Source organism: Vibrio sp. THAF190c, assembly GCF_009363355.1.
Classification (GTDB): domain Bacteria; phylum Pseudomonadota; class Gammaproteobacteria; order Enterobacterales; family Vibrionaceae; genus Vibrio; species Vibrio fortis_A.
Map to the genome: position 1 here is coordinate 166,760 of NZ_CP045339.1, position 13,456 is coordinate 180,215.

Below are 13,456 nucleotides of genomic sequence, written 5' to 3' on the forward strand. Positions count from 1 at the left end.
CATTATTTACGGGCCTCAAACTATGCTAAAGTGGCATCAATTTCGTTGATACCGATGTACCAACAAACAAATCAAAATAATAACGATCAAAGGAATTCAATTATGGGCTGTTGCGACGCTCCGGGCTTAATGCCAATTGAAGAAGCACTTGATAAGCTGCTATCACCAATTACACCAATTCAAGACACACTATCACTGCCGTTAGCGGATGCTCTAGGTTACGTTCTTGCTGAAGATATTCTCTCACCTATTTTTGTTCCTCCTTTTGATAACTCAGCAATGGACGGTTATGCCCTTCGTCTAGCAGACCTAGAAAATGGCAATACACTCCCACTCGCAGGTAAATCATTCGCAGGTCAGCCGTTTGAAGGCGAATGGCCACAAAACACCTGTGTGCGCATCATGACTGGCGCTAAAATTCCAGAAGGTTGCGATGCGGTCATCATGCAAGAAAATACGCGTGAAACCGAAAACGGCATCGAGATTCAGCAAACTGACATCAAGCCGAACAACAACATTCGTCCAACGGGTGACGACATCAAGCAAGGAGACGTTGTGCTGAGTAAAGGCGAACGTCTGACACCTCGTGACATTCCAATGATCGCGTCTCTGGGTATTAGCCACATTCGAGTGCTGCGCAAACCTAAGGTTGCTTTCTTTTCTACTGGTGACGAGCTTAAGCCTTTAGGTCAACCACTAGAAGATGGCCAGATTTACGACAGCAACCGCTACGGCATTAAACCTCTGATTGAAGCCTTCGGCTGTGAAGCCATTGATTTAGGCATCATTCCTGATTGCCCTGCTACGCTTAAGCAAACATTCGAAAAAGCGCAAGAGCTCGCTGATGTTGTCGTGACTTCCGGTGGCGTGAGTGTTGGTGAAGCGGACTACACCAAAGACATTCTTGAAGAGCTTGGTCAGATTGGTTTTTGGAAACTCGCAATCAAACCGGGTAAACCTTTTGCGTTTGGCGAACTAGAGAACGCTTGGTTCTGTGGTCTTCCGGGCAATCCAGTATCCGCAGTTCTGACTATGTACGTACTCGTACAACCGATGCTCGCTAAATTGGCCGGCAACACAGCGTGGAAGGCACCTGAATCTATTCCAGCGACAACGCGTTCAGCATTTAAAAAAGCACCGGGTCGTACCGACTATCAACGTGGTATCTACACCATCGAAAATGGTCAGTTTATCGTCGAAACAACCGGGAACCAAAGCTCAGGCGCGTTCCGCTCGATGAGCCTTGCGAACTGCTTTGTGGTACTTGAACGTGAGCGAGGTCGTGTCGAAGCAGGTGAAACTGTTCAAATCCAACTGTTTAATTCAACACTCTACTAACGAGGCTTGTTAATGGAAATTCTGTCTGATGCGGAGATGCTTCGCTACAACCGCCAGATCATTCTTAAACAGTTCGACTTTGAGGGACAAGAAGCCCTCAAGCAAAGCTCCATTCTTGTGTTGGGCGCAGGCGGCTTAGGCTGTGCAGCGTCCCAATATCTGGCTACAGCGGGTATTGGCAAGCTCACGCTCATTGATGATGATGTAGTAGAGCTATCTAATTTGCAAAGGCAAGTGTTGCATACCGATGCTGACGTCGGAAAGAAAAAGGTCGAATCGGCAGCTGAATCACTCAAACTGCTGAATCCTCATTTGAAGGTAGAAACAGTAGACCGACGTCTGTCAGACGATGAACTAGATAGTCTGATTAGATCACACACATTGGTGCTGGATGCATGTGATAACGTAGAGACACGTAATCAACTCAATCGATTATGCTACCAAGCAAAGGTCCCATTAGTCTCTGGAGCAGCAATTCGTATGGAAGGTCAAATCAGTGTATTTACCTACCAAGACGAGAACGCTCCGTGCTATCAATGCTTAAGTGCTCTATTCGGTTCGGCTGCGCTTAGCTGCGTTGAGGCTGGCGTTATGGCACCTGTTGTAGGTATAGTCGGCGCTGCACAGGCTCTAGAAGCCATTAAAGTAATAGCGCAATTTGGCTCTCCGAAAGAAGGTAAACTTCTTATCTTAGATGCGATGTCACACAGCTGGCGTGAAATGAAATTGATGAAAATGCCAACTTGCACAGTGTGTGGCGAGTCTAAGTAAACATCGCACTGTACTGTCTCGTCTCTAAAACACGTTTATTAGAGCCTCACTCTTTGGATTGAGGCTCTTTTTCTATCCGCTTCCACTTATTTTCATTTTGAAAACTCTCTTCGCTACTTGGCTTATTTCGACGCCAATTCAATTCTCATTTTGAGAAAACTAAGAAACAGAAACATAAAACCAATAAATACAACAACTTAAAAATGGCATAAGAATTGATACTCATACAGTATCTTCCATTACAAGGATGTTGATATGAGAATCCCAACGTTAAGTTTGCTACTCGGTGCACCGCTTCTAGCTCAAGCCGCGCCATTCGACACTTGCCCAAGCAAGGCATACCTATTTCAATCAACGCCAGTTCAAGTATATGGCGTCAATCTAGTCACAGGCTCTACAACGCTGTTGCAATCGGACACAGGCATGAACGCCAATATTAATGGTGTCGGTTTTAGCTTTGATGACCGCTATATCTACGGTTACGACACTACTAACAAACGCATCGTAAGACTGGGATCTAATTTCCAAGCTGAAGTCGTTAATACCAGCGGTTTACCAACCGACCACACCTTTTATGTGGGCGATGTTTATAACAGTACTTACTATCTATATCGCACTGGCAAAGGACTGTTCACAATCGACTTAACGCCGCTCGCGTCAGATTCCAACGCAGTGCTACCTGTTGTAAAAGTGTCTGATATTGCCACGGTCAGGCTCACTGACTTCGCATTCCACCCAAGTGATGGCAAGCTTTTCGGAATCGATAACAATTCAGGGGTGCTCTACTCCTTCGACCCAAATACAGGCGCGACAACCTCAATTGGTAATACTGGGGAAACAGGAACATTTGGTGCGGGCTATTTCGATGTTAACGGTAACTACTACGTATCACGTAACCAAGACGGTAAAATCTACCGTGTGAATCTATCTCCAGATAATGCGGCCAATATTGCTGCAGGTATCGTTCCTGCCGTTGAGTTTGTATCTAACGGCCCTAGCTCTAATCAGAATGATGGTGCTCGTTGTGCAAACGCTCCTGTTATTGACGAAGACTCCAACATCGATTTTGGTGATGCACCAGACAGCTATCTAACACTGCTTAATAGTAACGGTCCGCGACATGAGCTTGATGGTGTGACTTGGCTCGGTAGTGAAGCCCCAGATGGCGAGCAAGACGGTTTTGTATCTCCACAGTCCGATGAGACAACCGGTATAGATGATGAGTGGACCAACGGCGGTATCGGCTTTGTTACTGCGCTTGAGGCTGGACTTGATTCTAAAGTGATGGTTGAGGCATCAACCACGGGTTATCTGTCTGCTTGGATAGATTGGAACCAAGATGGTAGCTTTGATGGTGAGAACGAAAAAGTGTTCGCTGACTATCAACTATCTGCTGGTGAAAACGAGCTTTTCCTCAACGTTGATGTTAATGCTTTAACGGGTACGACGTGGGCTCGTTTCCGTTTCAGTCAACAGACCAACCTAGAGTATTACGGCGGTTCAACGTCCGGTGAAGTTGTTGATATTCAAGTCGATGTACTCAATGACGGTGCTACCGCTCGTTACTTCCCAAGCGCATCGGGTTACGCCACTCTCGCATATGAAGATAACTGGCCTTATAAAGCTGACTACGACATGAATGATGCCGTACTTCGTTACCGAATCACGGAGATCTTAAAAGATGGCAAAGTCGTCAAATCAACGATTGATGGTCGTCTGGTGGCTGTCGGCGCGGATTACCTTAATGGCTTTGCGGTTCGCCTTCCGAACTTAGCGCCAAGCTCTGTCAACACTGGTAACTCCTACATGAAAGAGAATGGTGTGTTCACGTCTCTCAATATGGAAAGCGGTCGCAGTGAAGCCATTTTTGTTGTCGCAGAGAACCTGACTGAAAAAATCGCTACCAGTTGTGATTTCTATCGTACACAGAATGGTTGTAAGGACGATGAACAATTTGCTTTCCAAATTGGTATTTCATTAGACGGTGAAGGCGTTGACACTAGTGCTTGGACAGATATGCCGTACGACCCATTCATCTTTGCGACTCCTGGTCACTACCACGGTCCAAACTTACCGTTACACCCAGGTCGTAGTTGGGAAGTCCACTTGGCTGATCAAGCACCAACTGAAGCCTTCGACAGTGCAAACCTATTCGAGACTGGCTTAGGTGTTGATGACAGTAGTCCAAGTGAAGGCAAGTACTTCAAAACAGCAGAGAACCACCCTTGGGCATTAATGATTACGTCAACAGCCGAGTGGGAATGGCCACAAGAACGTGTAGACATCGTAACGGCATACCCACAATTCAAGACGTTTGCAGAATCTGGCGGCGAAGATGCGACAACCTGGTTCCAGTCACCTGAAGCTGGCCAATGTTATGACTTGAGCTCAGAGGAGTAATCATGATGAATGCGCAAATGAAATCCTCAAAACCATATACTAACAGCAGTAACACTGAGTCGTCAGCACTACAGGAAACACCAACAAAAGGATGCAGAGCCATGGTTAAACAAGCTTCGTTAATTTCACTGCTCGCTAGTACTACTTTGATCTTTGGTTGTGGTGGAGGTGGCGGCGGCGGAGGTGGCGGTTCAACGGCTGCACCCGCTCCAGCAGTGGCAAGCACGATGTCCGACTTAACCGTACCCGATGGTTTTGACTACAACCCGGTAGAACAGCACGACCTTAATATCGATATCAGTCATATATCAACGAACCGTTCATTCGTATCTGTGTATAGCCGCTATTCTGAACGCAGTGACGCGACTTTTAAGCCAGACTATTCAAGCAGATTGCTGGCTGGCTCTTTGAACAACGGTCAGTTTAATTCTTCATTTACCGCTCCAATCAGCGAGGAGAACATCCTGATTGAGATCTGGTTCTATGATGGTCAAGCGCCGCTTCAGCAAGTTGTTTCTTCCGATGTGATGCAAGTGACCTGGTAGATATTCGAGTAAATACAAGCGAGCCTATTTGGGCTCGCTTTTTGTTGTTAGTTGCCTCACGAACTCGCGCATCTTTATACTCAATTCGTTATAACTGGCGTATCTTAAAACTAACTGCACATAGTCTAGGAGCTCAAACAACTCTATGAAACAGCTAAAGTTGGCGTTTGTTATTCTAGGTTTGGGGGTTGTAGTTTTAGTGGCGTTGATTCAATTAACCACCCCTTCCTCCAACACTGTAGAAAAGCGGGCGACCGTCATGGCGAATACCCTTACCCAATCGCTTGATGGCCATCGTCGCTATCTGACTTTAAAACTTGATGATGAGCCAAGCTTTCGATTGTCAGTCCCAGCAACTATTGAATGCCCCATTGATTCTATAGTGATTGTTGATGCATTATTGAATCAATCAACCGGGCAACAAAGTTATAAATATCAGCGCTGTATTGCTGCAGACACCACCCAATAGCTTGCCCAAAGTTCACCTTTGTAGATATATCAATTCAAACAATAACAACACAGGAAGTGGAGTACTATGACTCAACCTCTGATCACACCCGCTCAGTTGAACGAGCTGTTAAAACAGCAAGACGTTATCCTTCTCGATGCCAGTATCGAATTTCAAATTCCGGGCGAAGCAGAAAAGATTACTGACCAATACATCCCTGGCTCGGTAAAATTCGACTACGACAAAGATTTCTGTGATAAGCATACCTTGCTTCCTCATATGTTCCCGACCGAGGAACACTTTAATGAACGTGCTCGAGCACTTGGCATAAACAATAAGAGTACCGTCGTGGTGTATGACAACGCAGGCACTTTTGCTTCACCACGTGCTTGGTGGATGTTCTTAGCCATGGGTCATACCAATACTCTGATTCTGGATGGTGGTTTACCAGCGTGGGTCGAAAGTGGCTTTGAGACGGTTTCACAATACAGCACCGTTGATGTTCTTGGGAATTTTGAAGGCGTGCTAAATAAGAATTACTTTATCGATGCAGCTCAAGTCAACGACTACTCTAAAACGCAACAAGCTAATATTCTCGATGCACGCTCTCAAGCACGTTTCGACTCTAAAGTACCAGAGCCTCGTCCTGGGTTGAGAAGTGGCCACATTCCACACTCTGTTTGCCTACCCTTCGCACAAGTTATGGAAAATGGGCGCTTAAAGTCAGAGCAAGAACTGAAAACAATCTTCAGCGGATTAGACATACAACAACTGCCTATGGTATTCAGCTGTGGCTCCGGCGTTACGGCTTGTATCATTCTTCTGGCTGCGAAAATTGCAGGGTACAACAACCCAATGAGTGTTTATGATGGTTCATGGACTGAATGGGGAGCAAACGAAAACCTACCGATCGAAGTGACCGAGCCGTAAAAATAACTGCAGGCATGTCACATTAATTGGTCTAGATGACAAATAATTTTGATCGAAACAATACTGAGTTGCTATGTGTTTTGTTACTATACAACAGAATAAATACGGCGTTCTTTTTTACAATTTCGATTCAAGGTTTCTCAAAATTGGCCGTTACATGAGTGTTATCTAGACCCAAAGGCGTTGTATGGCTGTATTCAAAAAAAATATCTGGACGTTGTACGTATTGATCGTACTGCTGACTTTGATACTTTTTTCTGCGTTTGGGCTTATCAAATGGCAAACTAACCGCGACGACTTCACCCGCCAACAGCATATGCAGTTGGAACTGTTTTCGAACTCTATTGAATCGCTTCTAACTAGCCAAGAGGCGTTACTAGAAGTCGTCGGCCATCAATTACTCCAACAATCTGATTTTACTCGTACTGCAGCAATTCAAATTCGTCCTATCTTGGACAAACTGCTCGACACTCACCCGGCGATCGCCGCCTTTGGCTTGATCAACCCTAAAGGCGAATACTTAGCTGTTAGCTCAAATTTGATGCTGACTGAGCAACGTAATCTTCTCGACTATGACTACACCCGTGACTCCTTTTTAGAGGCGATTGAAAGCCAAAAAATGGTGTTAGGTCGCACCTACTTCCAGGACTCCCTTGGCACACTGATCATCCCTATTCGTAAATCGATTTCCACCAACGGCACTGATGTCACCGCGGTAATGACGGCAGGGTTAAAACTTAACAGCACCATCCTATTTAAAAAGAACGTTAACACGGCTGAGTACAACAGCTTGAGCCTGCTGCGCGACGACCTTTATCGTCAGTTCTATTCAAAAGATGTGGTTTCACTACGAGCCTACTCTACTCCCGTTGACGCCAATATGGTCGAGCATATCGCCAAAAGCTTCGCCAAGTCGTACAACATAAAAATTCAAGACGCTAAAGAGAGTGGAAAGATCTACTCTGCGATCGTTGAACAAGAAGGCAATAACAGCATTGTCACCACTACGTACCTGAACAATTACAAACTTTGGGTTATCGGCACAACAGAGCTTGCGTATGTAGATAAGGTTTTCTGGGAAGAGTTTAGCATCTACATTGCTGTGTTCTTGCTGCTACATGCTTGCTTTTACGCACTGGTTAAATCGATTTCCAAGAGTGAGCTTCGCACTCGTAAGCAGCTGATTTATCAAGCGAATCACGACCCACTAACCTCGCTACCAAATCGATTCTATATGCGCCAAAACATCAGTAAATGGCTTGATGATGAGAAACATCCGTTTACCTTGTTGTTTATTGATATCGACAACTTTAAGAGTGTGAACGACACTCATGGGCATGACTTTGGCGATAAAATCCTCAAGCAAATTGCGCTTCGCTTGAGCCGTTTCCAGTCACGCCTGAGCCTTGTTATTAGGGACTCAAGTGATGAGTTCTTATTCTTAACGCCCTTGACCAATGAGAGTGAATTGCACCGTTTGGCGGAAAGAATAATCGAGGTGTTATCGAAGCCTTACGACGTAGACGAATCACAATTCCTATTAAGCTGTAGTATCGGTATTGCACAATTCCCGCAACACGGTACGGACCTCGATAGCCTTCTGCGTTCAGCCGACATATCAATGTACAAAGCAAAACAACAGCAGAACTCGTACAGCATGTTCACAGCTGAGATGCAGGAAACTCACTTGTATAAAATGAAGGTGGAACAAAAGCTAAGAGTGGCCGTTGAGAAACAGACACTCTTTATGGTGTTCCAGCCTCTCCTGTGTGCAGATGGCAGTGTTCATGGTGTGGAAGCTCTGGTGCGCTGGATTGACGATGAACTAGGTTTTGTACCACCTGACGTATTCATCCCCGTGGCAGAAAAAACCGGGCTGATGCCAAGATTAGGCGCGTTCATCATTGAATCCAGTGTCCAACAGATTGCGCACCTGCACCGAATTGAGATGTTTAAACTAGGTTTATCGATCAACATCTCTGTGCGTCAATTTATGCATGCTGCATTTGCAGAGCATCTATTGGCGACACTTGAAAAGTATCAATTCCCGAGTGACTACCTAACGCTAGAGATCACCGAAAACTTATTCATAGAAGACGTACAACAAGTGCGCCCTATCTTTGAATCGCTCAACGATATAGGCATTAAGATCTCACTGGATGATTTCGGTACCGGATACTCATCTTTAAGTATGCTTAAGGCATTACCAATCTACGAACTGAAGATTGATAAGAGCTTTATCGAGAACATTAACTGCGATGCTCAATCTTTGACGATGGTTCAAAACATCATTGCCATCGGTAAAAACTTTGGCATGGTGGTATTGGCAGAAGGTGTCGAGACCAAAGAGCACTTCGATGTCCTAAAAGCTTGTCACTGTGATTTAATGCAGGGCTATTACTTCTCTCGTCCATTACCGTACGAAGAACTTAGCCAATATCTGAAGCACTATTCACCTTCGACAAAAGAAGAGTGTGAAGCATAAAAAATGGAAGCGTGTGCTTCCATTTTTTAATCTCATTGGCGAATCAGTTATTTGGCACTCTCGCCTTTTTCGGCATATTTCATCTGCTCATCCAAGTTAAGAACGGTCAATGCGTTGCTTACGCTGGTTGCTATTACATCAACCACGCCAGTTCTTAGAGCACCCAACAACGCGAGCGGTTTACTGTTCTCCGCAGCAATGGCAATCACCTCTGCAATCGGGCGAAACTCTTCCAACCCCAAGCCAATAACACGGTCACTCATTACTGTGTTTGCCGCTTTACCATGTACGTCAAAAAAGTCGTAACCGGCAAAATCACCAACAACACCCTGTAATAAACGAGATTGAACTACCTCACCAGCGGTAAACCAGCCTAAGTCAACCATGTAGCTGTTTTCACTCATGTCACCGATACCCACTAATGCCACATCGGCCTTTCGAGCGAGATCGAGTGTTTGTTTAACTGTGCTGTTTTCCATAAATGCGGTTTTTTGAGCCTTGTTCTCCGCATAAGCTGGAGCATACAGAGTTTCCGATGAACCACCGTACTTTTTCGCCAGCTGACGGCAAATGTGGTCGGCATTGAACATACCGCCTCTTGGGTGGATGCCTCCGATACCACACACGAACTTACAATCACGTGGGGTAATTACGCCGGTGTGGTGTGCGACAGACGATACGTTACGGCCTTGACCTACTGTCACTACCATGCCGTTTTTCAAGGTGCTGGTTAGATAGTTAGAAACTAAGCCAGCTACTTGAAGACGTTGCTGCTCTTCATTCGGTTGATCCAGAGCGACAAGTGCGCGCTTGACACCAAAGCGCTCAATTAAGCGTTGTTCTATTTTAGCGCTAAATACTGGGTGGTACTTTACTGTAATTTCTACGATACCTTCGTCTCGAGCTTGCTTGAGCATTCGACCAACCTTTGCACGAGAGATTGAGAACTTTTTCGATATCTCTTCCTGTGTCGCACCGTCTTGATAGTAGGCAACTGCCACTTCAGTGAGAAGATCAGTATTTTCTTCCGACACATCTTGAATATTCTTACTCATATACCACCCAACAAGTATTTAACAATTTATTCACCTAAATAAGCAGCAAATGCGCGATAGCAAAGCAACTGTCGCATCAGTTTACACCATGAACATTTGTAATGGTAGAAAACAAATGCTCACGACAATCAATATCACCAAAGTGTAATTGAACTGCTCAATACACAAGCATTAAACGTTTGCTTTCAGACCCCGTGTTTATTGGAGTAAATTATATTTGATTAAAGTCACTTTACTGCACTATTTGCCATTGACTTTGCCGTGAGATCGGATAAATATGGCTTCATCATTTACTCAGCCAACGAACATATGTTCGAAGCAAATGTTCGTCAGCTCGAAATTTTAAAATTAATGAACAACTGAACCAATGATTTGGTGATGAGAAGTTTATTAGCTAGCTTGCAAATGCCCACATCTCTCTTCACACGAGATGTTATGCGATAGATAGGATGATCAAAATGAGCAACAAATTAGAGCAACTTCGTAAACTAACGACAGTAGTAGCAGACACTGGTGAAATTGATGCAATCAAAAAGTACCAGCCAGAAGACGCAACAACTAACCCATCTCTGATTCTTAAAGCGGCTCAAATCGAAGAGTATGCGCCACTTATCGATGCTTCAATCGAATACGCTAAAGCACAAAGCGCTGATAAAGCACAGCAAGTACAAGACACTTGTGACATGCTTGCAGTAAACATCGGTAAAGAAATCCTGAAAACAATCCCAGGCCGTATCTCTACTGAAGTTGATGCTCGTCTTTCTTACGACACTGAAGGCAGCGTAGCTAAAGCTCGTCAGCTAGTAAAAATGTACAACGATGCTGGCATCACTAACGATCGCATCCTAATCAAACTGGCTTCTACTTGGGAAGGTATCCGTGCTGCTGAAATCCTAGAGAAAGAAGGCATCAACTGTAACCTAACGCTTCTATTCTCATTCGCACAAGCTCGCGCATGTGCTGAAGCTGGCGTATTCCTAATCTCTCCATTCGTTGGTCGTATCATGGACTGGTACAAAGCTAAAGAAGGTCGTGACTTTGAAGCTTCAGAAGATCCAGGTGTAATCTCAGTAACTGACATCTACAACTACTACAAAGACTACGGCTACAACACTGTTGTTATGGGCGCAAGCTTCCGTAACATCGGCGAGATCCTAGAACTTGCCGGTTGTGACCGTCTAACTATCGCTCCTGCTCTTCTAGCTGAACTAGAAGCTGCTGAAGGTGAAGTTGTAGAGAAGCTAGTTGACTCTAAAGGCTCTAAAGAGCGCCCTGCTCCAATGACTCACGCTGAGTTCCTATGGGAGCACAACCTAGACGCTATGGCAGTTGAGAAAGTTGCAGAAGGTATCCGCAACTTCGCAGTTGACCAAGGCAAACTAGAAGACATGATCGCAGCTAAGCTGTAATCACACAGAATTAAAAAAGGGGAACGTTTGCGTTCCCCTTTCAATTTCCAATTCCAATATTTAAACACTGGTAGTTATTATGGACCGTAAACATCTAGCTAATGCTATTCGTGCTCTAAGCATGGACGGCGTACAACAAGCAAACTCTGGCCACCCAGGCGCACCTATGGGTATGGCTGACATCGCTGAAGTTCTTTGGCGTGATCACCTAAACCACAACCCGTCAAACCCAGAGTGGGCTGACCGCGACCGTTTCGTTCTTTCAAACGGCCACGGCTCTATGCTGATTTACTCTCTGCTTCACCTAGCAGGCTACGAGCTATCAATCGAAGATCTTAAGAACTTCCGTCAACTGCACTCTAAGACTCCAGGTCACCCAGAGTACGGTTACGCACCGGGTATCGAAACAACAACTGGTCCTCTAGGTCAAGGTATCACTAACGCTGTTGGTATGGCGCTTGCTGAGAAAACTCTAGCGGCACAATTCAACAAAGAAGGCCATGACATCGTTGACCACTTCACTTATGCATTCATGGGTGACGGCTGTCTGATGGAAGGTATCTCTCACGAAGCATGTTCTCTAGCAGGTACGCTAGGTCTTGGTAAGCTTATCGCTTTCTGGGATGACAACGGCATCTCTATCGATGGTGAAGTTGAAGGTTGGTTCTCTGACGATACTCCTAAGCGTTTTGAAGCTTACGGCTGGCACGTAATCCCAGCAGTAGATGGCCATGATGCTGAAGCAATCAACGCAGCGATTATCGCCGCTAAAGCAGACCCACGCCCTACTCTAATCTGTACTAAGACTATCATCGGTTTTGGTTCTCCAAACAAATCTGGTTCACACGACTGTCACGGTGCACCACTAGGCGCTGAAGAAATTGCAGCTACACGTAAAGAACTTGGTTGGGAGCACGGTCCTTTTGAAATTCCGTCGGAAGTCTACGCAGAATGGGATGCGAAAGAAGCAGGCGCAGCTAAGGAAGCAGCGTGGAACGAGAAACTTGCAGCTTATGAAGCAGCACACCCTGAGTTGGCAGCTGAATTCAAACGCCGCGTAAACGGTGAACTTCCTGCACAGTGGGAAGAGAAAGCAAACCAAATCATTGCTGATCTTCAAGCTAACCCAGCAAACATCGCATCACGTAAAGCGTCTCAAAACGCACTAGAAGCGTTCGGTGCTATGCTACCTGAATTCCTAGGCGGCTCTGCTGACCTTGCACCTTCTAACCTAACTATGTGGTCTGGTTCTAAGTCTGTTTCTGCTGAAGATCCAGCGGGTAACTACATCCACTACGGTGTACGTGAATTCGGTATGACAGCGATCATGAACGGTATCGCTCTGCACGGTGGTTTCGTACCATACGGCGCAACGTTCCTAATGTTCATGGAATACGCTCGTAACGCAATGCGTATGGCTGCTCTGATGAAAGTTCAGAACATCCAGGTTTACACGCACGACTCTATCGGTCTTGGCGAAGATGGCCCAACCCACCAACCAGTTGAGCAAATGGCATCTCTACGTCTAACTCCAAACATGAGCACATGGCGTCCATGTGACCAAGTTGAGTCTGCAGTCGCTTGGAAACTGGCTATCGAACGTAAAGACGGCCCAACGTCTCTAATTTTCTCTCGTCAAAACCTTGCACAGCAAGAGCGTAACCAAGAGCAAGTAGCTAACATCGCGAAGGGTGGTTACATCCTGAAAGATTGTGAAGGCAAGCCAGAGCTAATCCTTATCGCGACAGGCTCTGAAGTTGAGCTAGCGGTTAACGCTGCGGCTGAACTGACAGCTGAAGGTAAGAAGGTACGTGTAGTATCTATGCCTGCAACTGACGCATTCGACAAGCAAGACGCTGAGTACCGTGAATCAGTACTTCCATCTGACGTAACAGCTCGTATCGCTGTAGAAGCTGGCATCGCTGACTTCTGGTACAAGTACGTTGGCTTCGGTGGCAAGATCATCGGTATGACAACATTCGGCGAATCTGCACCAGCAGGTGAGCTATTCAAGATGTTCGGTTTCACTACTGAAAACGTAGTAAACACAGCGAAAGAGCTTCTAGCTTAATCTC

10 protein-coding genes are annotated in these 13,456 nt (G+C 45.6%); 9 read left to right on the forward strand and 1 reads right to left on the reverse strand.

Annotated elements, in window-relative coordinates; all coding sequences use genetic code 11:
- Positions 1 to 102: 102 nt before the first annotated feature.
- The 7 genes from moeA to FIV04_RS15865 all read left to right on the forward strand — a co-directional run bounded on the left by moeA (position 103) and on the right by FIV04_RS15865 (position 8,917).
- A complete protein-coding gene (gene moeA / locus FIV04_RS15835) occupies positions 103 to 1,338 on the forward strand; it encodes a molybdopterin molybdotransferase MoeA (protein WP_152469671.1) in 1,236 nt (411 codons plus the stop codon).
- Positions 1,339 to 1,350: 12 nt separating this feature from the next.
- The gene (moeB, locus tag FIV04_RS15840) at positions 1,351 to 2,109 is read left to right on the forward strand and encodes a molybdopterin-synthase adenylyltransferase MoeB (RefSeq protein ID WP_152469672.1); all 759 of its coding nucleotides are present in this window, start codon (positions 1,351 to 1,353) and stop codon (positions 2,107 to 2,109) included.
- A 255-nt stretch (positions 2,110 to 2,364) separates the two neighbouring features.
- The gene (locus tag FIV04_RS15845; RefSeq protein WP_152469673.1) at positions 2,365 to 4,509 is read left to right on the forward strand and encodes an LruC domain-containing protein; all 2,145 of its coding nucleotides are present in this window, start codon (positions 2,365 to 2,367) and stop codon (positions 4,507 to 4,509) included.
- 2 nt (positions 4,510 to 4,511) lie between these two features.
- Complete coding sequence (locus FIV04_RS15850) at positions 4,512 to 5,054, forward strand: hypothetical protein (RefSeq protein ID WP_216651674.1); 543 nt, start codon at positions 4,512 to 4,514, stop codon at positions 5,052 to 5,054.
- A 145-nt stretch (positions 5,055 to 5,199) separates the two neighbouring features.
- A complete protein-coding gene (locus FIV04_RS15855; protein WP_150870293.1) occupies positions 5,200 to 5,523 on the forward strand; it encodes a hypothetical protein in 324 nt (107 codons plus the stop codon).
- A 66-nt stretch (positions 5,524 to 5,589) separates the two neighbouring features.
- Positions 5,590 to 6,432, forward strand: a complete 843-nt coding sequence (locus tag FIV04_RS15860) for a sulfurtransferase (protein WP_152469674.1) — start codon at positions 5,590 to 5,592, stop codon at positions 6,430 to 6,432.
- Positions 6,433 to 6,619: 187 nt separating this feature from the next.
- Positions 6,620 to 8,917 (forward strand): bifunctional diguanylate cyclase/phosphodiesterase, encoded by a 2,298-nt coding sequence (locus FIV04_RS15865; protein ID WP_152469675.1) that lies wholly within the window; start codon positions 6,620 to 6,622, stop codon positions 8,915 to 8,917.
- A gap of 47 nt (positions 8,918 to 8,964) precedes the next feature.
- On the opposite strand, the gene FIV04_RS15870 is transcribed toward FIV04_RS15865, so the two are convergent.
- Positions 8,965 to 9,972, reverse strand: a complete 1,008-nt coding sequence (locus tag FIV04_RS15870) for a sugar-binding transcriptional regulator (RefSeq protein WP_152469676.1) — start codon at positions 9,970 to 9,972, stop codon at positions 8,965 to 8,967.
- Positions 9,973 to 10,430: 458 nt separating this feature from the next.
- On the opposite strand from FIV04_RS15870, the gene tal reads away from it, so the two are divergent.
- Complete coding sequence (gene tal, locus FIV04_RS15875; protein WP_152469677.1) at positions 10,431 to 11,381, forward strand: transaldolase; 951 nt, start codon at positions 10,431 to 10,433, stop codon at positions 11,379 to 11,381.
- Positions 11,382 to 11,460: 79 nt separating this feature from the next.
- Complete coding sequence (gene tkt, locus FIV04_RS15880) at positions 11,461 to 13,452, forward strand: transketolase (RefSeq protein WP_152469678.1); 1,992 nt, start codon at positions 11,461 to 11,463, stop codon at positions 13,450 to 13,452.
- Positions 13,453 to 13,456: the final 4 nt, after the last annotated feature.